The 22,049-nt window shown below is 52.7% G+C and carries 26 protein-coding genes and 1 pseudogene; 9 read left to right on the top strand and 18 right to left on the bottom strand.

Annotation, left to right across the window (positions count from 1 at the left end; all coding sequences use genetic code 11):
* The first annotated feature begins 5 nt into the window (after nt 1-5).
* The gene (gene chbG, locus ACUY4Q_RS14210; RefSeq protein ID WP_458043396.1) at nt 6-764 is read left to right on the top strand and encodes a chitin disaccharide deacetylase; all 759 of its coding nucleotides are present in this window, start codon (nt 6-8) and stop codon (nt 762-764) included.
* 38 nt (nt 765-802) lie between these two features.
* Here chbG and katE read toward each other — a convergent pair whose 3' ends face one another.
* Nucleotides 803-3,061: a catalase HPII gene (katE, locus tag ACUY4Q_RS14205; RefSeq protein WP_458043395.1), complete on the bottom strand. Its 2,259-nt coding sequence runs from the start codon at nt 3,059-3,061 to the stop codon at nt 803-805.
* Nucleotides 3,062-3,305: 244 nt separating this feature from the next.
* On the opposite strand from katE, the gene cedA reads away from it, so the two are divergent.
* Nucleotides 3,306-3,545 carry a cell division activator CedA gene (gene cedA / locus ACUY4Q_RS14200; RefSeq protein WP_458043394.1) on the top strand — a complete coding sequence of 80 codons (240 nt, stop codon included), beginning with the start codon at nt 3,306-3,308 and terminating at the stop codon, nt 3,543-3,545.
* 50 nt (nt 3,546-3,595) lie between these two features.
* Here the strand turns inward: cedA and ACUY4Q_RS14195 are convergent, their stop codons facing one another.
* The 4 genes from ACUY4Q_RS14195 to hxpB form a co-directional block, all read right to left on the bottom strand.
* The gene (locus ACUY4Q_RS14195; protein WP_458043393.1) at nt 3,596-4,987 is read right to left on the bottom strand and encodes an L-cystine transporter; all 1,392 of its coding nucleotides are present in this window, start codon (nt 4,985-4,987) and stop codon (nt 3,596-3,598) included.
* Between the two features lie 130 nt (nt 4,988-5,117).
* Complete coding sequence (locus ACUY4Q_RS14190) at nt 5,118-5,708, bottom strand: metal-dependent hydrolase (protein ID WP_458043392.1); 591 nt, start codon at nt 5,706-5,708, stop codon at nt 5,118-5,120.
* 96 nt (nt 5,709-5,804) lie between these two features.
* Complete coding sequence (gene kduD / locus ACUY4Q_RS14185; RefSeq protein ID WP_458043391.1) at nt 5,805-6,566, bottom strand: 2-dehydro-3-deoxy-D-gluconate 5-dehydrogenase KduD; 762 nt, start codon at nt 6,564-6,566, stop codon at nt 5,805-5,807.
* A 132-nt stretch (nt 6,567-6,698) separates the two neighbouring features.
* Nucleotides 6,699-7,367, bottom strand: coding sequence for a hexitol phosphatase HxpB (gene hxpB, locus ACUY4Q_RS14180; RefSeq protein WP_458043390.1), 669 nt, complete (start codon nt 7,365-7,367; stop codon nt 6,699-6,701).
* A gap of 141 nt (nt 7,368-7,508) precedes the next feature.
* Here hxpB and ACUY4Q_RS14175 point away from each other — a divergent pair, with 141 nt between their 5' ends.
* Complete coding sequence (locus tag ACUY4Q_RS14175; protein WP_458043389.1) at nt 7,509-8,045, top strand: YniB family protein; 537 nt, start codon at nt 7,509-7,511, stop codon at nt 8,043-8,045.
* A gap of 50 nt (nt 8,046-8,095) precedes the next feature.
* Here ACUY4Q_RS14175 and ACUY4Q_RS14170 read toward each other — a convergent pair whose 3' ends face one another.
* The 4 genes from ACUY4Q_RS14170 to ACUY4Q_RS14155 form a co-directional block, all read right to left on the bottom strand.
* On the bottom strand, nt 8,096-8,956 hold the full coding sequence (locus tag ACUY4Q_RS14170; RefSeq protein WP_458047344.1) for a fructosamine kinase family protein: 861 nt from the start codon (nt 8,954-8,956) through the stop codon (nt 8,096-8,098).
* 106 nt (nt 8,957-9,062) lie between these two features.
* The gene (gene ghoS, locus ACUY4Q_RS14165) at nt 9,063-9,356 is read right to left on the bottom strand and encodes a type V toxin-antitoxin system endoribonuclease antitoxin GhoS (protein ID WP_458043388.1); all 294 of its coding nucleotides are present in this window, start codon (nt 9,354-9,356) and stop codon (nt 9,063-9,065) included.
* Between the two features lie 108 nt (nt 9,357-9,464).
* Entirely contained in the window at nt 9,465-10,397 is a 933-nt protein-coding gene (gene pfkB, locus ACUY4Q_RS14160) for a 6-phosphofructokinase II (RefSeq protein WP_458043387.1), read from the bottom strand.
* Between the two features lie 159 nt (nt 10,398-10,556).
* Entirely contained in the window at nt 10,557-10,826 is a 270-nt protein-coding gene (locus tag ACUY4Q_RS14155) for a hypothetical protein (protein ID WP_458043386.1), read from the bottom strand.
* A gap of 383 nt (nt 10,827-11,209) precedes the next feature.
* On the opposite strand from ACUY4Q_RS14155, the gene ACUY4Q_RS14150 reads away from it, so the two are divergent.
* Complete coding sequence (locus tag ACUY4Q_RS14150) at nt 11,210-11,968, top strand: DUF481 domain-containing protein (protein ID WP_458043385.1); 759 nt, start codon at nt 11,210-11,212, stop codon at nt 11,966-11,968.
* A 45-nt stretch (nt 11,969-12,013) separates the two neighbouring features.
* Here the strand turns inward: ACUY4Q_RS14150 and ACUY4Q_RS14145 are convergent, their stop codons facing one another.
* Nucleotides 12,014-12,253: a helix-hairpin-helix domain-containing protein gene (locus ACUY4Q_RS14145; protein WP_458043384.1), complete on the bottom strand. Its 240-nt coding sequence runs from the start codon at nt 12,251-12,253 to the stop codon at nt 12,014-12,016.
* A gap of 110 nt (nt 12,254-12,363) precedes the next feature.
* On the opposite strand from ACUY4Q_RS14145, the gene fumD reads away from it, so the two are divergent.
* Together fumD and ACUY4Q_RS14135 are read left to right on the top strand one after the other, a co-directional pair.
* Nucleotides 12,364-12,576 carry a fumarate hydratase FumD gene (gene fumD, locus ACUY4Q_RS14140; RefSeq protein WP_458043383.1) on the top strand — a complete coding sequence of 71 codons (213 nt, stop codon included), beginning with the start codon at nt 12,364-12,366 and terminating at the stop codon, nt 12,574-12,576.
* A gap of 390 nt (nt 12,577-12,966) precedes the next feature.
* Nucleotides 12,967-14,160, top strand: coding sequence for a tyrosine-type recombinase/integrase (locus ACUY4Q_RS14135; protein WP_458043382.1), 1,194 nt, complete (start codon nt 12,967-12,969; stop codon nt 14,158-14,160).
* Here the strand turns inward: ACUY4Q_RS14135 and ACUY4Q_RS14130 are convergent.
* From ACUY4Q_RS14130 to ACUY4Q_RS14105, 6 genes and pseudogenes are all read right to left on the bottom strand, one after another.
* The gene (locus ACUY4Q_RS14130; RefSeq protein WP_458043381.1) at nt 14,130-14,366 is read right to left on the bottom strand and encodes a hypothetical protein; all 237 of its coding nucleotides are present in this window, start codon (nt 14,364-14,366) and stop codon (nt 14,130-14,132) included. The genes ACUY4Q_RS14135 and ACUY4Q_RS14130 overlap by 31 nt on opposite strands.
* Before the next feature lie 43 nt (nt 14,367-14,409).
* Nucleotides 14,410-14,652, bottom strand: a complete 243-nt coding sequence (locus ACUY4Q_RS14125) for a DUF4060 family protein (protein ID WP_458043380.1) — start codon at nt 14,650-14,652, stop codon at nt 14,410-14,412.
* A gap of 146 nt (nt 14,653-14,798) precedes the next feature.
* Nucleotides 14,799-15,098, bottom strand: a pseudogene (locus ACUY4Q_RS14120) (dATP/dGTP pyrophosphohydrolase domain-containing protein); the annotation flags it as partial.
* Between the two features lie 169 nt (nt 15,099-15,267).
* Nucleotides 15,268-16,347: a RecT family recombinase gene (locus ACUY4Q_RS14115; protein WP_458043379.1), complete on the bottom strand. Its 1,080-nt coding sequence runs from the start codon at nt 16,345-16,347 to the stop codon at nt 15,268-15,270.
* Nucleotides 16,348-16,358: 11 nt separating this feature from the next.
* Complete coding sequence (locus tag ACUY4Q_RS14110) at nt 16,359-19,643, bottom strand: RecE family exodeoxyribonuclease (RefSeq protein ID WP_458043378.1); 3,285 nt, start codon at nt 19,641-19,643, stop codon at nt 16,359-16,361.
* 130 nt (nt 19,644-19,773) lie between these two features.
* Nucleotides 19,774-19,917 carry a hypothetical protein gene (locus ACUY4Q_RS14105; protein ID WP_458043377.1) on the bottom strand — a complete coding sequence of 48 codons (144 nt, stop codon included), beginning with the start codon at nt 19,915-19,917 and terminating at the stop codon, nt 19,774-19,776.
* 86 nt (nt 19,918-20,003) lie between these two features.
* Between ACUY4Q_RS14105 and ACUY4Q_RS14100 the strand changes: the two genes are divergently transcribed.
* Nucleotides 20,004-20,297 (top strand): hypothetical protein, encoded by a 294-nt coding sequence (locus tag ACUY4Q_RS14100; RefSeq protein ID WP_458043376.1) that lies wholly within the window; start codon nt 20,004-20,006, stop codon nt 20,295-20,297.
* On the opposite strand, the gene ACUY4Q_RS14095 is transcribed toward ACUY4Q_RS14100, so the two are convergent.
* Entirely contained in the window at nt 20,278-20,547 is a 270-nt protein-coding gene (locus tag ACUY4Q_RS14095) for a hypothetical protein (protein ID WP_458043375.1), read from the bottom strand. The genes ACUY4Q_RS14100 and ACUY4Q_RS14095 overlap by 20 nt on opposite strands.
* A 194-nt stretch (nt 20,548-20,741) precedes the next feature.
* The gene (locus ACUY4Q_RS14090) at nt 20,742-21,155 is read right to left on the bottom strand and encodes a helix-turn-helix domain-containing protein (protein ID WP_458043374.1); all 414 of its coding nucleotides are present in this window, start codon (nt 21,153-21,155) and stop codon (nt 20,742-20,744) included.
* Between the two features lie 120 nt (nt 21,156-21,275).
* Between ACUY4Q_RS14090 and ACUY4Q_RS14085 the strand changes: the two genes are divergently transcribed.
* Together ACUY4Q_RS14085 and ACUY4Q_RS14080 are read left to right on the top strand one after the other, a co-directional pair.
* Nucleotides 21,276-21,506: a hypothetical protein gene (locus ACUY4Q_RS14085; RefSeq protein ID WP_458043373.1), complete on the top strand. Its 231-nt coding sequence runs from the start codon at nt 21,276-21,278 to the stop codon at nt 21,504-21,506.
* Nucleotides 21,507-21,508: 2 nt separating this feature from the next.
* Complete coding sequence (locus ACUY4Q_RS14080; protein ID WP_458043372.1) at nt 21,509-22,048, top strand: toxin YdaT domain-containing protein; 540 nt, start codon at nt 21,509-21,511, stop codon at nt 22,046-22,048.
* The last annotated feature ends 1 nt before the right edge of the window (nt 22,049 follow it).

The raw sequence follows: 22,049 nt of genomic DNA, 5'->3' as shown, positions 1-22,049 counted from the left end.
GATCTATGCGCAAGTTGTTGATTGTAAACGCGGACGATTTTGGTCTCAGCCGTGGCCAGAACTACGGGATTATGGAGTCCTGTCGCCATGGCGTGGTGACTTCAGCGACGGCGTTGGTGAACGGTACGGCGATTGAACATGCAGTGGGTCTGCGCCGGTCAGTGCCAGAATTGGGGGTGGGGCTTCATTTCACCCTCACGTTAGGTCAGCCGGTGGGGCGATGCCCATCGTTGACGCGCAACGGTATGTTGGGTAAATGGCTCTGGGAAATGGCGGAAGCCGGTACGCTGCCTTTGGATGAGATAGCTGCGGAGCTTCAGTGCCAGTACGCCCGGTTCATTGCGCTCTTTGGCGAGCCCCCTACGCATATTGATAGCCATCACCATGTGCATATGATCCCGGCTATTTTTCCGCTGGTGGCGGAGTGTGCAAAAATACATGGGATCCCATTGCGGATTGATCGTGACGAGGTTCAACGCCATGCGCTTGACGTCGATGGCGTGCGCAGCAGCACCGGATTCTCCAGTGCGTTCTATGGCGAGGCCATCTCCGCGACGTTGTTCACGACCCTGCTTGATGAAGCCCTGTCTCGCGAGGAGGATTCGCTGGAAGTCATGTGTCACCCGGCGTTTGTTGATAAGGAACTGATGAGCAGTAAGTACTGTTACCCACGGCTTGATGAAGTGGAGGTATTAACCCAACCCGCGCTCAAATGGGCAATTGCTGAACGAAACTTCCGTCTGGGCACCTTTCGCGCACTGTAAAATGGACCGCAGCAGTCTGGCTGCTGCGGTTTTCCTGATTAAGCCGGGATAGCGTCAATTTTCGCTATACGCGACCAGACACGGTGCGCCGCCAGTAGCGCAATAAGCGTATCCGTTACGCTGTCTGATGCGTCATCAGCCACCACTACGCCTTCCTCTCCCTGTGCGTCGACCTGCAGATCCCCCGCAAGCTGTTGCGCATCGCCCAACAATACAATCGGTTTGAGATGCTTATAGGCTTCCAGCAGGTAATAACGCGCATCGCCATTTTTAAGCAGCTTAGCAACATCGCCGCCAGGCACGATAACCCCATCAACGGTCAATGACGGCGCGCCAGCAAAGGTTCCTGCCACTGTCAGGTTTGAACCATCGTCAGCCGCTACTTCACCCATACGGGAATAGAGCAGTTTGGCGTGAACACCGTTAGCTTTCAGCTTTTGCAAAACAGACAGCAGGTCGCTGGCACGGGTTCTATCATTCAGCAATATGGCGACGACGCGTCCTTTTACCTTTCCGTCCGGTACGGCGTACAGGCTGAGTGTCGGATCGCTGCTAACGCCACTCACCGGCGGTGGCGGGGTCAGATTCCGTTGCTCATCCGTCAGCGTGATACCCAGGTTATCTGCGACGGCATCCGCTAACTGCGCATCAATATGTGCCAGTTGGTCGACCACGCGTTCGCGAATATAAGTGCGTACCACTTTGCTAAGTTCAAAACTGAAGGCATCAATGATGTGACGCTGTTCAAAAGCGGTCTGACTTAGCCAGAACAAACGTGGATGGGAATAGTACTCGCCGAATGAGGGGCTACGTTCGCGCACTTTTTGGCCGTCCACGCGCTCCTGGTAAGATTCAAAACCGCCGCGTTTGGGGCCGGGAGGGGTTTCCCGCGGCCAGTTATCATTGATAGAGTTAGGCTCATAGTTAGCGGGATTGGTGTCGATATCCATGCGATGCATGCCATCACGCTGGAAATTATGGTACGGGCAGGTAGGACGGTTAATGGGAATTTCATGGAAGTTCGGCCCGCCCAGACGGCTAATCTGCGTATCGGTATAAGAGAACAAGCGCCCCTGAAGTAACGGGTCGTTGGTAAAATCAAGGCCAGGGACAATATGACCGGGATGGAACGCGACCTGCTCATTTTCGGCAAAGAAATTATCCGGGTTACGATTCAGGACCATTTTACCGACCCGCTTCACCGGGACCAGCTCTTCAGGGATCAGTTTGGTGGGGTCGAGGAGATCAAAATCGAATTTGAACTCATCCTCCTCCGGGATCAGTTGCAGCCCCAGTTCATACTCCGGGTAATCACCCGCTTCAATCGCTTCCCATAGCTCGCGACGATGGAAGTCCGGGTCGCGACCGGTCAATTTTTGCGATTCATCCCACACCAGTGAGGCTTTGCCCGCCACGGGTTTCCAGTGGAAGCGTACAAAGGTCGCTTTCCCGTCAGCATTGATAAAACGGAAAGTATGAATACCGAATCCTTCCATGGTCCGATAACTGCGGGGAATACCGCGGTCGGACATGGCCCACATCACGTTGTGCAACGTTTCTGGCTGTAGTGAAACGTAATCCCAGAAGGTGTCATGAGCGCTCTGACCCTGAGGAATAGCCCAGTGTGGTTCGGGTTTCACCGCATGAACGAAATCGGGAAACTTATGCGCATCCTGGATGAAAAATACCGGGGTATTGTTGCCGACTAAATCAAAAATACCTTCATCGGTGTAAAATTTGGTGGCAAAACCGCGGATATCACGCACGGTATCTGCCGATCCTGCTCCACCCTGAACGGTGGAAAAACGCACAAACACCGGAGTGATTTTATCCGGGTCTGAAAGAAAATCGGCCCTGGTGAGTTCTGACAAATTCTCATAAGGCTGGAAATAGCCGTGAGCGGCTGAACCACGCGCATGAACGATACGCTCGGGGATGCGTTCATGATCAAAATGAGTGATTTTTTCGCGCAGAATGAAATCTTCCAGTAGCGTCGGCCCGCGCTGCCCTGCCCGTAAAGAGTTTTGATCATCGGCGATACGCACGCCCTGATTAGTGGTCAGCGGAACCTCTTCACTTCCCTTACGGAAGGCTTCCAGCGCAGTGAGCTTTTGATTCGCCGTATCGGGCGCTTTCAGGCTGCCTGGTGCGGTAGGCTGTTCGCCCGGGGCCGTCGGGCGTGGGGAAGGTTTATGTGAGTTATCTTCCGGGGCCAGTGAATCAAGTCCGGGTCGGGCTTCATTTGCATCATGTACGGGAGAGTGATGGGGGTGAGGACATTTTTCGTTAGGCGACATTGAACCTGGCTCCTGTTTTTATTACTGAAAAGGGTCGTAGTTGGTCAACGTAATAGAGAAAGTTATATAAAACCCTTCTAACTATAGAACAACTCACCAGGTCCGCTGACGCAGGGAGGGAAATGGGGCGTTTGGATGGGCAAAAGCGAGAGGGAAATGCAGGCCGGGCGCGACGCGCGGGGTTACTTTCGGCTATCATAGCCATTTCGTGTTAGTGAAATTCGTCTTAGTGAACTCTTCGCCTATGAAACCTATGCGTCAGCAAAACCGCCGCGTTATCAGCTATGTTCCTCGCATCGAACCCGCGCCTCCTGAGCATGCTTTAAAAATGGATGGCTATCGGGATGTCTGGATCTTGCGGGGGAAGTATGTGGCTTTTGTGCTGATGGGAGAGCGTTTTACCCGATCTCCTGTCTTTAACGTGCCCGAGGCCGCTCAGCGTTGGGCAAATCAGATTCGTCAGGAAGGCGAAATAGAAGAGTAACAGACATAAAAAAACCGCCTGGCGTAGCAGGCGGTTTCAGTGAGTTGAGCTTAACGGTGCGCCAGTTCGGCGTCGTCTTCACTCTCCATAATGGTTTTATCGGTCTGCTTCAACCACTGGCTGGCGAGCGTGCCGGCGGTCATTGAACCGTTGACGTTAAGCGCGGTACGACCCATATCGATCAGCGGCTCAACGGAAATCAGCAGCGCGACCAGCGTGACCGGCAGGCCCATGGCGGGCAGGACGATCAGCGCAGCGAAGGTTGCGCCTCCGCCCACGCCGGCGACACCTGCAGAGCTCACGGTAACAATCCCTACCAGTGTGGCAATCCAGACGGGATCTAACGGGTTAATCCCGACGGTCGGTGCCACCATGACGGCAAGCATGGCCGGGTACAGGCCCGCACAACCGTTCTGACCAATGGTCGCACCAAAAGACGCCGCAAAGCTGGCGATGGACTCCGGCACGCCCAGACGACGGGTTTGCGCTTCCACATTCAGGGGAATAGAGGCGGCGCTGGAGCGGCTGGTGAAGGCAAAGGTCAGTACCGGCCACACTTTACGGAAGAACTTCAGCGGGCTGACGCCGTTCACGCCTAGCAGAATGCCGTGAACCACAAACATTATCCCCAGACCCAGATAAGAGGCGATGACAAAACTGCCCAGCTTAATGATGTCCTGAACGTTGGAACCTGCAACCACCTTGGTCATCAGCGCCAGTACACCATACGGGGTCAACTGCATAACCAGACGAACCAGTTTCATCACCCAGCTTTGCAGGGTATCGATAGCGATGAGCACACGTTCGCCTTTAGGCGCGTCCTCTTTCAGCAGCTTAAGCGCAGCCACGCCCAGGAAGGCCGCAAAAATTACCACGCTGATAATCGAGGTCGGGCTGGCCCCGGTCAGATCGGCAAACGGATTTTTCGGTACGAAAGAGAGCAGCAGTTGCGGCACGCTAAGATCGGCAACTTTTCCGGCATAGTTCGTTTGAATAGCAGTCAGACGTGCGGTTTCGGCCGTACCCTGAACCAGCCCTTCGGCAGTCAGGCCAAACAGGTTGGTGACCAGCACACCGACCAGCGCGGAAATCAGAGTAGTGAACAGCAGCGTGCCGATGGTCAGGACGCTGATTTTACCCAACTGAGAAGCGTTGTGCAGACGCGCAACGGCACTCAAAATCGAGGCAAAGACCAGTGGCATGACAATCATTTGCAACAGTTGCACATAGCCGTTACCGACCACGTTAAACCATTGAATAGAGTCTTTCAGTACCGGGTTATCGGAACCATAGATAGCCTGTAGCGCAAGGCCAAAGACCACGCCAATACCTAAACCGGCCAGTACTTTTTTCGCCAGGCTCCACTGTTTATGGCGAGTTTGCGCCAGCAGCAATAGCAGTGCGACGAACACCACAACGTTCGCGATTAAAGGAAAATTCATCCCCGTTCTCCTGATGTAATAATGTGATCGGCATCCGAATACCGACCTTTGGCGGAAGGTTAGCAGAAGTGATGAATCTGTCTTATATCCAAATGGAATGAATTATGCCGGAATGGCTGATTTCGTGGTTTTAATGACCAGTTTGCTGATGAATGAAGCGATTGAACTGACTTTGCAGCGTATTGATCACTTCTGAGGACCAGCGGATTGCACTGTTATCGGGCAAACTTTGCGGCATCCATAGCGCCCAGGTGAACAACGCCATACACAGTACGCGCTCCAGTTGATTCCCTTTTTGTGGCGCCAGTAGCGGCAGACGGAAACGCCAGCGACAGGGCCAGAGCAGAGGCACGCCGGCGGGGGTAATCATGTCGGCGAGAATATGACTCAGATAGCCAAGAACCATCCCTTGCAGCGCATCGGTGGGAATGATCCAGCTTTCTGGTACTTTTAAATAGAACAGCGTGAGCGCTATGAAGACCGCGAGAAAGCTATGCGTAAACCCCCGGTGCCCGAACATTCGCGCCACCGGCTTTGAGATCCACTTCAGGCGTTGCCCCAGGAAGGATTTAGGGTGATCGATGTCGGGTAACAGGCAGGTCAGGATCGCAGACGGCACAATATGCCACCAGTCACCTTGTGCCAGCACAGGCGTTAATTCGGCATTTTTTGCAAACACCGCGCAGGCAATAGAAAAAAGCAGGTGTCCTTCCGCCGTCATGATAAAACTCACCCAACTGTCGATGTATACAGTATAGGGTTTTTATACAGTAGGCGGAAGAGGTGACGGTGTAACTCTTTGTCACAAAGTTAACATTTATCGCGCCAGCCAGCCGCCATCCACCGCCAGGGTATAGCCATTAATGTAATCAGCAGCAGAGGAGGCGAGGAACACGGCCGGGCCTTTAAGGTCAACAGGGTCACCCCAGCGGCCAGCAGGAATGCGATCAAGAATGGCTTTGTTGCGTTCCTCGTCTTCCCGTAATGCCTGTGTGTTATTGGTCGCCATATAACCGGGGGCAATGGCATTAACGTTAATATTGTGCACCGCCCACTCGTTAGCCATCGCCCGGGTCAGGCCCATCAGACCACTTTTTGAGGCGGTATAAGAGGGGACGCGGATTCCGCCCTGGAAGGAGAGCATAGAGGCAATGTTGATGATTTTTCCGCCCTCAGCCTGCGCAATAAATTGCCGGGCAACGGCCTGAGACAGGAAAAAGACCGTTTTCAGGTTAAGATCCATCACCTCATCCCAGTCTTTTTCGCTGAAATCAATGGCATCGCATCGACGGATCGTTCCGGCATTATTAAGCAGAATATCAATGCGGCCCATTTTTGAAACAGTCTGGCTAACAATGTCATCTATGGCATTTTGTTTGCTCAGATCGGCCTGAATAGCCAGAAAACGTCGTCCGAGCCGGGTAATCTTCTCGGCAGTTTCATGCGGCGTTTTACGACCGACGCCAACGATATCGCACCCCGCCTCAGCCAGGCCAAGCGCCATACCCTGTCCCAGCCCGGTATCACAGCCGGTGACAATGGCAACTTTGTGGGTCAGTTGAAAAGCATCCAGAATCATTGTTCCCCCGTTATGGTGTTCTCGCATTGCATGAGAAGAGGATAGGGGGAGAATGGCAGAAACACAAACAAAATGAAATCATGTTTCAAAAAATATAAACAGGAGGTGAGCTACGTCACCTCCGGCGGATAATTAACCCAGAAGATGTGTGACAGTCAGCGCATTCAGGCTGGTCAGCTTCACATCAGCGAGTGCATAGCGTGGATCCTCACGGTTTTCTTCCGCAGGGACCACAATAGAACGCATGCGCGCGGCCTTACTGGCAATCATGCCATTGGTGGAGTCTTCCAGCGCAACGCAGGTGAGGGGATCCACGCCCAGTTTGGCCGCGCAGTCCAGGTAAACCTGCGGGTGCGGTTTGCTATAAGGCAGTTTTTCTGCCGACGCCAGGGCATCAAACTGGTCGCGCAAGTCAAACATGGTCAGGACCTTTTCCAGCATATGCAGCGGTGACGCAGAGGCCAGCCCCACCAGCAAGCCGTTTGCTTTGCACAACGCAACGGCTTCACGCGCGCCTGGCAGCAAGGGACGCTCTTCTTCAACCAGCGAAATAGCACGGCTGATGATACGTGCCGTGACCTCTTCGCAACTCGGGCCGTTCCAGGGCTGTTGGGCAAACCACAGGCCGACCACGACATCAATACGCAGACCCAACAGATCCGGCAGTTCATCGCGGCGGGTGATATCTACCCCCAGGCTTGCCATGACATCCAGTTCAGCACGATCCCAGAGCGGTTCTGAGTCCATAATTAATCCATCCATATCGAAAATGGCAGCAAGAATTTGTCGTTGGGCAGACATAACACCTCTCTTTGACGTTGAATCGGGGGGAAAATGTTCATAATGGTTAAGATGCCATCATACCGTCTTTAAAGATCAGGCGAAAATGAATCTGAGCAGGTAGACTTAGGCGCAACGCAGAACGTCTGAAAAGGGGAATCCATGACGTATCAACAAGCTGGACGCATTGCCGTACTAAAACGCGTTCTGGGATGGGTTATTTTTATTCCGTCCGTTATTTCTACAATTATTTCCGTATTGAAGTTTATGTACGACCACAGTGAAAAACAGGCGGGCATCAATGCGGTAATGCTGGATTTCGCGCATGTCATTATTGAGATGGTCCGATTTAACACGCCGTTTCTTAATCTTTTCTGGTTTAATTCACCGACACCCAACTTCCACCAACAGCTGAATATTGGTTTCTGGGTGATCTTTGCGCTGATATTTGTCGGTCTTGCCTTGCAGGCTTCCGGGGCGCGAATGAGTCGACAGACCCGCTTCCTGCGTGAAGGTATTGAGGATCAATTGATTCTTGAAAAGGCGAAGGGGCCAGAAGGATTGTCCCGTGCGCAAATTGAAGAACGGATTGTCGTTCCGCGTCACACTCTCTTCCTGCAAATTTTTCCGCTCTATGTCCTGCCAGTCATTATTATTGTTGCGGGTTACTTCTTCTTTTCACTGCTCGGTTTTCTGTAAAGAGAGAGGCCACCGCAGCGGTGGCCCCTCTCTTTATCTCATCAGGCGTATTATGCGGCAAGCACCCGTTCGAGGGCTTTTTGCGCTGTGACCAGATGGTGTCCACCAAACAAAATCGCCCGGTTAAACAGCGTATAAAGCTGGTAAACGGGCTGTCTGTCGAGAAAATCTCCCGGTAACGGGCACACTGACTGATAACCATCATAAATCTGCGGCGGTTGATCGGGGTGCAGCGGCAGCATCGCCAGATCACACTCTCTGTCTCCCCAGTAACAGGCAGGATCGTAGATGTAGGGACCATCCGGACCCAGCGCGCAGTTTGCTGACCATAAATCGCCGTGGAGCAGGGAGGGTTGGGGTTGATGCGTGGACAGACGCTGCTGAATATGCTCAACGATGGCATCGATGTTGCCAAATTCCAGCCCTTTTTCGGCGGCCAGTTCAAGCTGCCAGCCAATGCGTTGTTCAGCGAAGAAGGTTGACCAACGGCGCTGCCAGGCATTGGGCTGTGGCGTGGTTGAGAGATCGTTGTCAAAATCGAGACCAAACTGCGGCTGATCGCTCCATTCATGTAAGCGAGCAAGCTGCTGGCCGAGCAAAAAAGCACTGTGTGCATCCAGAGGCCGAGCCGGCAAATATTCCATTACCAGAAAGCAGTAGTCACGATCGCTGCCAACCGCCCAGACTTTCGGCACGCGGACCGTATTACTCCGGGAGAGGAGTTCAAGTTGATCGGCTTCCGCTGTAAAAATGGGCAGAAGTTCGCGTTCATCGCATTTCACGAAGAGTTCACGGCCACCATAACGCAGGTGCCATGCGGCATGGATTTCTCCACCCGGCAACTCGTCACGCTGTTCGATCACCCCTTCGCCTAGTTGTTCGCTTAACAGACGACTAATTGCTTGCCACATCATGTGTCTCCCATGTTGTCAGCCAGATCATTAGGTTAGCGCACTACTGCTATGAAAAAACTCGAACTAACGCACACCTGTGGGCGGGAAATGCGTGAGAGGGCACTTATTGTTGATGATCCTGATGCCAGATTTCCCAGGTAGAGACCGTTACCTCGGGGGTTTCGTTGATGGCACCCTCTGCCAGACCCTGTGCGAGTGCCTGAACGTCCTGCTCGCTGAGCGGACTAATGAGGCCGAAGGTGTTTGTGCCCAGATCGTGCACTTTGCCCTCATCGTCGGTCAAGGTCAGCAGGAATCCTGCACGGGTGAACTGGTTATTCAGCTCATTAATTTCGGTCAGGCTCTGTTCGTGAAAAGAGACTGTGACAACATAGCGCGTAATCTCACCGCTGCTCATAATTCACCTCATTGTTATGCCAAGTTTTTTTAGCATAGTCTGCGAGGGGAATTTGTCGACTCTTGTCGAAGGAGGAGAGCCCTTCACCGTTATGGTGAAGGGCGGAGATCAGCGTTGTGAAAGGTAAGCGTAAATTTTTTGCGTATCGTCGCGCGCGCACAGTCGCGTGCCTTGATTAATGGTCGCCGCACTCCCGGCGGCCACCCCGTAGCGGACCATGTCCTCCAGGGGGGCACCTTCTGCCAGCTTTAAGGTCATCGCACCGACCATGCTGTCACCGGCACCTACCGTACTCTGGCTTTTCATTGGCGGCGGCACCACCTGGACGCACTGCTGCGCATCAACGGCGAGCGCGCCTTGTGGCCCCAGGGAGACGACAACTCGCAAGGCTTTTCCGGCGTGGACAATCTCCTGCGCGGCTTTACGCACATCATCCGGCTGCGTCAATTCACGCCCTACCAGCGCGCTGAGCTCTTTCTGGTTTGGCTTCACCAGTTCGATGTTGCCAAGTTCGAGCGCCGCTGCCAGAGCGTCGCCGGAGCTGTCAACGATACAGCGGATGCCCTTGTCTTGAGCCGCAGCCAGCAGTTGCGTCAATTTAGCTAATTCAACACCTGGCGGCAGGCTGCCGCTGGTAACTAACAGCGAGCCACTCTCAATCGCCAGCACCTTCTCTTCCAGCCTGCGGAATTCATCAGCACTCAGCGAGGCGCCCGGCATAACGAACCGATACTGTTCACCACTCGCTTCAACATGCACATGCAGGTTTTGCCGGGTCCAGTCATGGCTTTCTACGCTTTGAGTGGCGACCTGCTCATCGGCCAGCAGGGCCACAAGGTGCTCGCCCGTGGCGCCGCCAGCAGGAAAAATTGCCGTTGCTTTTCCGCCAAGATGGGTAATCGCCCGCGCAACATTAATGCCGCCTCCGCCGGGTTCAAAGACCGGGGCGGTGCAGCGTAACTTACCTTCGGGGTAGATATGCGGCGTCAGGGTGGCGCTATCCAGGGAGGGGGCGAGCGTCAGGGTATAGATATTGACCATGCTAATCTCCTTTTATTGTGGATGGCTTAAGCCTGGCATCCCTGACGCAGATGGCAACAGACTCAACGACCCATAACGGGATTTCGGCATCGCCAGAGGGAATGCAGCAGTGCTGCGGTTAATCCGAAATGGCACGGGGCAGTCGTCTTACTCACTGGTTTAAACGTCGGCCGGCGCGTCATTTATCGCAAACTTTTTCGCCCGTGCCATGACTTGCCTGTCGAGTGCATCGACACTCTCTTTGGTCATTCCCGCTTCATATAAGCTGATACGTTGCCCCCGTCGGGTGTAATCCGCCCAAAGAAGCGAATAACGGTCGTGCAGTTCAGCATTCAGTTTTTTTAACGATTGCTGAGTTTTTATCATCATCAGTGCGAAAACACCGAACGTAATAAGCATTAACACCATGATAATAATGAGAATTAACATTCAAACGAGACCTCAAATAAAAAAAAGATAGCCAGTCCTATGGGTGGGTGCAGTAAAGGTTAAGTCTATTTAAGTCTCAATTCAATGACTAATGTCAGTGTTAAATTTAATCATTGCTTAATCTTTATTAAGTCATCTGGGTTTGATTTTGTTTACTCTTATGACTTTTGTTAGTCTTTTATGCGAAGGGCAAAGAAAGCAGCTATTCAACGGGGAGAAGCGACCTGACGACAGGCTTCAGACAGACATAAAGGTGGCCCGAAATGCGGTCAGCAAAGTGGATAAATACAGCGAAATTTCATCGTCTTTATCAACGGATAGTATTAACATTGGCGCGCGCAAAATTAGCGCATAACCTTGTTATGTATTTTTAGAGACACCAAATGAAGCTTTTAAAGACAGTACCCGCGCTGGTTCTTCTTGCGGGAGGCGTGCTTGCGTCCATGAATGCTGCCGCTGATGACACCGTATTTACTGTCATGGATGACCCATCAACTGCTAAAAAACCGTTTGAAGGTAATTTGAACGGGGGCTATCTGGCCCAGTCAGGAAATACCACAAGTTCTTCTTTAACTGCCGACTCTACGTTGACCTGGTACGGTTCCGCGACTGCATGGTCTCTGTGGGGAACCGCCAGTAACACCTCTGCCAACGATGAACGCTCCTCCGAGAAATACTCAGTGGGTGGTCGTAGCCGTTACAACTTGACCGATTATGACTATCTGTTTGGTCAGGCGAGCTGGTTGACCGATCGCTACAACGGTTACCGTCAACGCGACGTGGTCACTGCGGGTTACGGTCGACAGTTCCTTAACGGTCCGGTGCATAGCTTCCGTTTTGAATTCGGTCCGGGTGTACGTTATGACGAATTCACCGATGGTGATAGCGAAACGCAGGGTCTGGGTTATGCGTCTGGTACCTATGCATGGCAGATGACCGACACCACCAAATTCACGCAGGGTGTTTCGGTGTTTGGCTCCGAAGACACCACCATTAACTCTGAGACCGCCCTGAATGTGGCCATTAACTCACATTTCGGTCTGAAGGTGGCTTACAACCTGACCTGGAACTCTCAGCCGCCGTCAACGGCGCCAGAGCATACCGATCGTCGTACGACGGTTACGCTGGGTTATAAGATGTAATGCCTTTGGGCCGGGTTCGCCGGCCCTTATTACCTGAAACTACCCTCATTCCTGCTGAGATTGCGCAAGGGCGATCACGTTCTGAATGGCAGCTTTCGCCTGTGGGCTGTTTTTCCAGCACGTTGAACCGACCAGGGCGGCCCCCTGCGCAACAATCTCCTCAACACTCGCTTCGCGTAGCTGTTGCAATGAACTGAATCCCATCTGTTCGAGTCTTTCTACCACTTTCGCGCCGACGCCTGTGCAAGCGAGAAGGGCATCACGTTCTTTTGGTGTAAATGACATGGCGATTTCCTTATAGTAAATAACGTCTTCGTCCGTTCACTCTGCATTATTGAAGAGGCACGCCAGAACGGCAATCTATTAAAAAAGGGGTCCACCCGCAGGAGGAACGAATGGGAAAAGCCAAAGATGCCGAGTTATATGAAGAAATGTGCCGGGTTGTTGGCAAAATCGTGCTCGAAATGCGCGACCTTGGGCAGGAGCCCAAACACATTGTGATTGCCGGCATGGTGCGCACGATGTTGGCGAATCAGAAAGTGCAGCGTACTGAATTAACGCGGCAGGCGATGGCCGAAGTGATCAAAGCATTGGGCTACGAAACCTAATGTTTTTTCCACCCACTTGAAAAAATCTGAATTGAACCAATATCTCACTCACAGGTGCATTCCCGCTTTTAATAGTGTTACCATCCCTCTACCAAATGTAAAAAACGCCCGCAGGGCAGGCATTTGCGTAAACCATTACGCACCAATTTAGCAATTGTTGGTTAGATGGCGGCGTAATTGATTGTTAACACCTAAATATTTACTTCGTATGTGATCTTACGTGTAAGACACATACGATGTTTCTCCTGATTTCACCCCGTTTCAAATTCTCCTCTCTAGGCCTCATCATCTTTGACTTTTAACCGCTTGGGTGTTTCACTTCGTTTCTGTCCGTGCGTCTTTGTGCCACGTATTTTTTGTACATAGTGATGTACACATTCAGGAACGAATATGCTTACCGATGCGAAGCTGAGAAAAATAAAAGGGAAGCCCTGCGAGAAGCGTTATGAACTGTCAGACGCTAATGGCTTGTCTGTTCGTGTGACACCAGCCGGCATGATCGTCTTTCAGTTTCGCTATCAGTTTAATGGCAAGCCAAGGCGCATGACGCTGGGTCAATATGATGACCTGTCATTGAAGGAGGCTAGGGAAGCGGCAGCAGAAGCAAGGAAGATTCTCGGTACCGGGAAAGATCCAATCACTTTCCGTGAAATGCACCTCGACCAGCAGAGAACTTCTCCAACCGTAGAGGCATGTGTCAATGCCTGGCTTGATAGTGCACCTGCAAAAAGGCTCGTTAAACACGATCACTGGAAGCGCGCACTTGAAAGGCACGTGGTGAGCCAGGTTGGCTCAATGGTCGTTGAGGATATGGTCGTATCCCACTGGCAGCCCGTATTCGCTCGCATGCGTGAGAATGGCGCAGAGACTTTTGCTGGTGAAGTTCTTTCTCGGATGAAAACCATTTTCTCTTACTGCATCCGAGCCGGGCTGATTCGTTCAAACCCCGTTGCCGATCTTCGTGTGATGGATGTTGGTAAACCGGTTAAGACCGGGAAGAGAGTTTTCAATGACAAGGAAATTGGGGCGTTCTGGTTAGCGGTAGAAGCATCGACCATCACGGAGCAAAATAAGCTGATGCTAAAACTCCTCCTGCTTACAGCGTGCCGTGGAGTTGAAATGCGCCTGGCGAAAAAAGATGAGTTCGATCTTGATAGCGGTGTCTGGAATGTGCCGGAAACGAGTTCAAAAACGCGTGAACCTTTCGTGAGAGGACTGTCTCAGGAAGCTGTTGAGTTACTGAAGAAGGCATTTGCGCTTTATCCTGATTTTCGTCAGGTCTTCCCACCTGCCGCGAAGAAAGAGGACCGGCCAATGGCAGCAGGAGTGCTGCTTAACCTAGCTGCTCAATTGCGCGAAGACCTGGACATTCCGCATTGGTCTATTCATGACCTCCGTCGCACCGCTAAAACCAAAATGAGTGAGCTGAGGATCCTTCCCCATGTCTCTGAAAAGGTGCTGGGTCACAAACTTGCGGGTGTCCTCGCCGTCTATGACCAGCATGATTACTTGAGAGAGCAGCAGGAGGCAGTTGAAAAACTGGCTGCGCATATTCACTCCTGCGTAGGTTCAATCAGTCCCTGATCGGCAAAAAATCGCATCACATCGCAATAGCGGTACTGCTCTCCACCTTTACCAGGGTTCGTTCCCGGTGCTGGTGTAGGGAAGGGTGTGCCGCTTCTCTCCCATGCCTGACGTTTTCTCCAGAACGTTGTGCGTGAAATCCCACCCAGCATCGCCTGAACGTTTTCCCGGTTCACCAGAACCGGTTGAATTGCTAATTTGTTCATACCGCTCTCCTGGCCCCTGCCGGGGCCGTTTGATAATTCTTTATCAGGACACCTGGCCGGGAAGGGCACGCAGGCGGCGCATGCCAGTCATTGCCGTGGCCACATAGCTCGCCTTGCGGTTCACCACCTCCACCCAAACCTTCACGCCTTCAACCCTCACCGTATAAGTCTCTTTCATCTTGCTGCGTCCATAGTCGCCGTATCTTTGCTGGTGGGCGGCCAGCGCGATGTCGCATGCCTGGCGCGCGATCGGGGACTGCTGATTGCCGCGGTTAATCAGTTTCATGCTCCACCGCCTTTGCGTCTGATAGCCATCCTCTCCCTGTTTTTAGCCAGTCTGGCTTTGCGCTGCGTCGGTGTTTCACGTTCCCGAGCGCGCGTATTTGATTCGCGGTTGCGCCGACGTCGGGCATTGATTGCCTCGTCTTCTCCACGAACATGCAGTCGTGGCTCCCCCTCCTTTGGCGCGGGCCATTGACGCAGTTTGTTTATCGCCAGTTTCTCGATGCAGGCTGCGGTGATCTGCTCGTCGGTGATGCCGGCACGACGTTGAGCGTCCCAGAGCAGGAACTGCATATCAGCCCATTCGCTGAGGTCGCCAGGTTCTGCTGCTGCCTCCAGTGCTTCTTTCGACAGATGCTTCAACGGACCGATGGGGCCAACACTGCCGAATGTAGCTTGTGACCATTCAGCGTGTTCACGGCGAACCTGCTCGCGTTCCTGTACCGGTTCATTCGTCAGCTCTGCCAGTGCAATTTCAAATATCGCCTTTTCTTTGTCGGCTATTTCGACTCCCGGAAACCGCTCGGCGTGCTCGATACATCCCTTTACGTAATTAACCAGCTGCTCTTTGGTGAATTTATTCATGCTTTTACCGGGAGGCCTAAGCCTCCCGCCTCCCTTAGCCCACGTATTCCGGTTTCAGATCTAGGAGATTGACGCTGTATTTTTCGTACAGCTCATCGCCCAGGTGACGTTTGGCTGATGCCAGAATTTTCTCGGCTACGGCAAATTGCTCGGTGGCGCCCGGTTCGCCAGGGTTCGGAAGGGAGTTGATAGCCGCCTCAACTTTATTGCGAGAGTCCACCAGGTAGTAACGTTTTACGGCTTTGTTCTTCAGCTCGGTAAACAGCGCGGTGCCGAGTATGGATTTTTTCGATTCGATATCAGCACGCACCGCTTTGGCGTTATCCACATCTTCCGCAGCCTCGATACGGTCGCGGAAGTCGTCGGCCATCACATCGATGTTGGTTGCGGATTCCTGCGCGCTGTTGGTGGTGGATACCTCAGCGGTAATCTCTTGGACTGACAAGCGCTGGGTTGCCTCAGGGTTAACCTCACGCTCAGTGCGCTCCTCCAGTTCATCTGGGGTGTACACGCCGAGAATTACGTCCGGGCAGTAAAGGCGCGACCAGCGCTTAACTGCGAGATAAGCGAGCTGCTGGCGCGGGTCGTCCGCCCACAGGGTGGAGTTTCGCACGCGCGCCTGCGCCAGCAATAAATCCAGCTCGCGTGGTTGAGCTTCGCCCTGCAGTCGGGCGCGAATAATGATCCCGATTCCTTCTTCATCAGCAAGCGTCCAGCCGGGAATGCGGTATTCACCTTTGTCGCCTTTGCGGATCTGAAATTTGCCGATCACCTTTTCCCACGGTCCGTACCACTCATATTCAAAGCGCGAGGCCAGCGCTCCGCTACGCGATATGACTGCGTTAATGAGCTGCGCCTCGTAGCCCAGGACGCCGTTAATCAGATGGGTTTTCTGGGCGACGGCGAACGGGTGCATCTTCCACTGCGCTGCCTGCATCGCGACGGCCATACAGTCGGCGGCGTTCCCTTGCAGGTGTTTTGGTACTGTCGCTACGCCCTGGGACATCATCTGAGCGAAAGCGCTGATGGCATTCAGGTACTGTGGGTCAAACAGCGCGATGTTCGAGTTAACTACTGCATTCTGGTCAGCTACTACTACGTTTGTATTTTCCATCGTCATTCCCCTTATGCCACACGCAGCGCTTCAAGTCGGCGCAGGTCGTAATCAGTAAGCTCATCGGCGTAGTCGTCGACAATCGGTGCTGGCCATTCGCCAGTGTCAAATGCGTTAGCGATTGAGCGCATGGTGGCCTGGTACTCCAGTGCGCCCAGTTCAATCAGTTCCGGGCTGGCCTCGACGATGGCTATCCAGTGGTAACCCTCGTCTTTGTTGACGAAAATCCAGAAGAACTGGTCAAGCGCCGCGGTGTTCATGTACATGGATGCGCTCAGGTGGTAATCGCGGTCGATAATCTCGCGGTGCAGCTTCGCCCGCAGGCCAGACTGCTTGACGTTCCACATGCTGATGGTTTTGAGGTCAACGCCGATGCGTACACCGCTCATGTCAATTTCAAGGTCAGGGCGCACACGGATTTCCAGACCGGTTTCATCGTCGATACCGAAATAGCTCGTCTCAACAGCGCGGTTAGGATGAGTTAAGAACTTACCGGCAGTTGGGTGTGACAGCAGGGCATCCTGAATGGCCTGGGCCGTCGCCAGATGCGCGCGGGTCACCAGAATCTTGTCATCCGGGTTGTCGCGCCAAGCATCCAGCAGTTCGTCAGCGAATACCGCATCCGGCTTCACGGACTTCACCGCCTGAATCAGGTCAGCTTTGGTACCGGACACTTTAAGCGGTGCCGGTTTCTGGGCTTCCTGCGCCACCAGGTCAGGGTTGATAATCGCCAGTTGCTCGAGCAGCGCGTCACGGCTGCCACTGGTTTTCACCGGAGCGGCCAGGGTGGCGTTGTATTCCTTGATGCAGGCTTTCATGGCTGCAGCCGTTTGCTTCTGATCTGCCTCGATGCGCTGGAACTCCGCTGGCAGGGACATGTAGCTTTGGCCGGTCTCTTCAATGGATGCACCCATCGGTACCGGGGCGGGCAGGGTGGCGTTGTGGGCTTCCAGCAGCGCTTTGATATCGTCACCGCTTAGCTGCGGCGCCAGGGTGGCGTTATGAGCATCAATGAACTCGCGCAACGTAGCCGTGGTGGTGAATGCACCTTCCGGGATAATTGGCTCAACGCTGAATTCAGCATCCAAGTTTTCCGGTTGCAGCGCCAGCGCGTGCACCAGGTTGCCCATATCGAGCACTTTGGACTGTTCGCGAGCGATCGTCTTGGAGACGTGGCGCGCGTTGAAGTACATCAGTGAGACGCGCGCGTCTTTCACCTGCGTGCTGCTGATACCGTTAGCGCCGTGGTAGACGTTGTTCGGCAGACCCTCATAGCGGCCAGGTTCGAAATAGGCCGGGTATTCGAGTCCTGGTACCGGTTCGGCGACAATCTCATCAGCCACTTCGTTTTCGGCAAATTTAGCCATTGCAGTTGCGAGAACTTCGCCGACCGGAGCCAGAATCTCTTTGGCCGTCAGGGGAGCTGTTTCTGTACCAGACTCATCAACGATCTGGCCTGCTGGTACCGCGCTACCAACTTCGCTTTCGACCTGGACAGTCGTTTCCATCTGCACATCGGCAGCCTCTTTGGTTGTGCTTGTGGTGGATTGCTGACCCATCAGGCCATCAATGGAGAAAATGCCGTTGCCGAGGTTGGCAACGTCAGATTTTGTTGTGGTAGACGTCTCTGCCTTATTCGCGGCCTCTGCCGCCAGTTTCCCCACTACAGCAAGTTCAGGGGCCAGCTTATCGAGGCTCTCAACCGGTTCGGTACCCTGAATGACTCCGGCAATGACAGACGCGCTGTCCAACTGACGTGCTGCTGCGAGTGTGTCAGTGGTGGGATTTGCGTGATCGGTTTCGGTGAGGTTTGAACTCACCCAAGCATTTAGCGAAGCAGAATTCATGTACAAATGAGGTTCGGCTGAGCGAACCAACGCAAAAATTGCTGCGCGCGAATAATCAAGAATGCCTGGTGTCCTGCGAAGAACAGCCGACCATTCTTTCCACGGGCTATCTTTACTGGATACGATTTCTTTTGCCCGACGATAGATCCCGCCAGGAATGTTGTAGATGTCGAAGTCCATCGGCAGAGTTGCCGCAGCAATTTCGACATCCAGCGTGTCCAGCGTGTGGATGTAATCAGGGTTACGGTCGGTTGGGATGCCGCCGCCAGCAGTTGTGCCAGCAGCGGTGCGTTGAATAGCGGAGAGACGTTTACCGGCGGCCCACTCTTTAACGAGCAACCCGCGGTCTATATGGTGAGTGCCCACCCAGGCCTTGGTGAATGCAACCACCGCCCCCAGTTCATGGCGTTTATCCCGAGAGAAGACGGTCTTAACTGCCTGGGTGAATTTCCACACGTCGTTAGTGGAAAGGCTTTTCATGCCGTCGGCATTCTCTGCGGCCAGCAGTATGTTCTGGACGTAACTGTTGTCAGTGTCCATTTCCAGCGCGGAGATTTCATTACGCTGTTCGGCCGTAACGTGGTGGGTAAATTCATCAACGATGAACTGAGAAAGCAGCAGCTTGCGCAGCGGCATTTGAGCGACCGGCCACTGCATAGCCTCTTCAACGTCGCTGCTAAGCTCTTCCGAAGTACCGTCCTCAGACTTTGCACTTAGCCAGCTTTCTACCAATTGGCTACGGGAATCCGGTTCAGCAGCGATCCAGTCAGTTACAAACTCGACCAGCATCGTCTGGTCATGCACTTCATCCTGAGGAAATACTGATTTAACTGCCTGGACAAGCTTCCATTCGACGTGCAGAGACAGATCGGCAAACTCAGCAACATCGCTGATGGCCTGGAATAAGTTCCGCATGTACAAATTGCCTTCATCCATCGACAATTCGCTGGCGGCAATCTGCTGATCTTTTGTTACGTGGGTCAGGTATTTGTCATTCAGCATGTAGATGGCAAGGCGAACGGCCAGCCCGCGCTTCTCAACCGGTACAGTTGCTACAGCGTCAGGTGCTGCATTTTCTTCGGCAGTTTCCAGCTTATCTGGCAGTTCAGCACCAGTATCAACAACTGCTGCGCTCGGTGCCGGGTGGAACTCATCTGCCGGCGCCTTGCTGGCTTTCAGTTGCCATGTACGGCCATCGTCAGCCAGTTCATAGCGTTCACACCAGGTGTAATCCACTGCGCCTTCTTCAGGCAGGTCGTTAACCACCGGAAAATCCGTGCGGATCGGTTTTGCGTAATCTTTACCGCGGCCAGTTTCTTCAATGCCTGCTTCTTCAAGCGCCACATCGAGCTGGAGATTGGCGCGCGCTGCACTTTTCGCAGTGAACCAAATCACTGCATCCTTCTTGCCCGACTTCTGACTGGCTTTAAGTAGATGGAAAAATTCCATGTCAGATCCTCATTTTTGGATGTAAGATCCCCGAGCCATTGATAGCGCCCATTGGGTATTCATTGGTTTTGGTAAATTCCGGTGTACTTTGGTCGGTGGCACCGGACGTACAGGCCCGCTTCGGCGGGTTTTACGTTATGGCTCGTTTGCCATCTGGTGATGCATCCGGATTTCCCTTCTGCACCAGCAGGTAACAAATGCGGCGGATAGTGACTTCAAACCAGTTCAACCGAACTGCCTGCTGCCTGGTGGGTTCTCTGGCAAAATCAATCATATTGATCTCCTTGTTATGCCTGTCTTTTATCCACTTCAGGCTCGGTGGTATGCTGGTAGTTCTCACACAGCCAGCAAGGAATAACTATGAAATCAGTAACTAAGCCATGTCCTATTTGCGGTGAAGACACTTTGTCTTTTAATCAGACAAATCAGTTGGTTAACATCAAAGCAAAACCACCAACTATTCGTGAAGTTCCATCAGTGGTTTATGTTTGCGATACACACGGATGGTTTTCACTTTCAGAACAGATAAACAGCCTCGTTACATCAAATGACGACCCTGCGGCCAAACAAAAATTGGCAGTTATCGTCAAAGAGCGTTATGTGCCGGAACAGGATCAGCCGTTAGCACTGAAACCTATTGAGTCGCTCGCATAAGGTCTTTTCGGCTCTCACTGCGATATCCCAGGCGGTACATTTTCACGTAGGCTTTGCCGCGAGGAATGCCGCCTGTTTTGTTGAATCTCTGCTGGGCGCGGCGATGGTGTTTTGCTTCAGGGCTGTTTGAACCTTTCCCGCCATCCGACCGAGAACTTGGGAGTTGTATTGGCTTTTGGCGTGAATCGAATTTACGTGCCCAACACGCTCCAAAGCCGATCATTCCTGTTTTCTTCGTATTACCTTTCATCTCTAACTCCTCTGCCCTTGTCGCCAGGCTGGCGGAACGTTTCTTTAACCTGACAACGATGCGCTTGTTGTCGATGGGCTAACAATACAACCAAAAGTTCGATATGTAAAGTTAAATGGAGCCACTGGTTCTATTAAAGGGCGAAAAAAAACACCATTGCAGGTGTCTTTAGGTTTGAGTCATCGAGGGAAGGGTTATTTCTTCATGTCGTTAATGATATCAAACACGTCATTCTGGAGGAGATCCATCTCTCTGACCACTCCTCTGGTATGAATAATCAGACGCAACTTCTCTGCATCAGGGAGTTGATTAAATAGTGAAAGCAACGTTTCTTCTCTTTCATCAAGAACGCGAGGTTGTGATGGCAGCTCCTCGCCGTTTTCACCTTCTTTTCCCTGTTCCATAAAAAACCAATACTCAGGTCTTCCGGTTACAGCCGCCAGCCTTTTAAGGCGCTCACCGCTCGCTGCCGATGCACCATTTGCCCATTTTCTCACAGACGTGTGGGAGAGCATTACGCGCCTCGCAAGGTCCGCCATGCTCCAGCCATTTTCCTCCATCACTTGATGGATTCTCTTAGCAAATACAGGGTGAGTATTTTTATTCATTTTTTCATTTTACAACCATTGGTTTTATAGTTCATCAGAACTATTGGTTTGATTTTTGTTGGAACCAAAAGTTTTAAGTGCTATTCTCCGATCACCTAAAGCAACGAAGTAGGGCTACAAATGGACAATCAACTCAAAGAAAAAATCAGCAGTCATATGACGCAAGTGGGTATCGGTGAATGCTTTGGTATTTCATCCCAGGCCGTTGGTAAATGGTTGAGAAAAGGCAAAATTCCCCATGGTCGTATTTTGCCACTGTGCCGGATTCTAGATTGGCAGGTAACACCCCATGAAATCGATCCGAGCGCATATCCAAATCCAACCGACGGCCTACCACGTCAGGACGCTTAACAATGCAATCACTTACATATCAACAGAGTAATGGGTTCGCTCCAACAGCGTTGATAAATCGGACTCAACAGAAGCAGGTCGTCAGTTGTGGCGCAATCCGTGATGCCGTTCGCAGCTGGGCTGGCAGTGCAGGGCAGGATGTAGTTGCTGCACTCATCGTTGAGGAGTGGCGACAGCGCGGCGGGGAGGGAATCGACTTTCCGCCGGAAATATCACGTCAACGGCAGAAATTGTTTCGCTTCCTAGATAACCGTTTTGACTCCAAGCAGTACAGCGAGAACGTTCGACTGCTGACGCCGGCGATCCTGGCTGTTCTGCCACTGGAATTTCGCGGACGCCTGGTACCTGAGGACGACAAGATGGCACGCATTGCGGCAGCAATGAAGGAATGCGCGGAAGCAAAACAGGCCGTGCTGCTGGGCGCGCCAGAACATCAAAAACTGAAGGAGGTGAGTGAGGGGATAGCAAGCCTGTTTCGGCTGATGCCGGATCAGGTTGGCCCACTGATGACAATCGTAACGTCGATGCTGGGGGCAGTATGAC

Source organism: Phytobacter cepae (assembly GCF_054165735.1).
The sequence above is the reverse complement of the archived record's forward strand: the minus strand, read 5'-3'. Positions and strand labels throughout refer to the sequence as shown.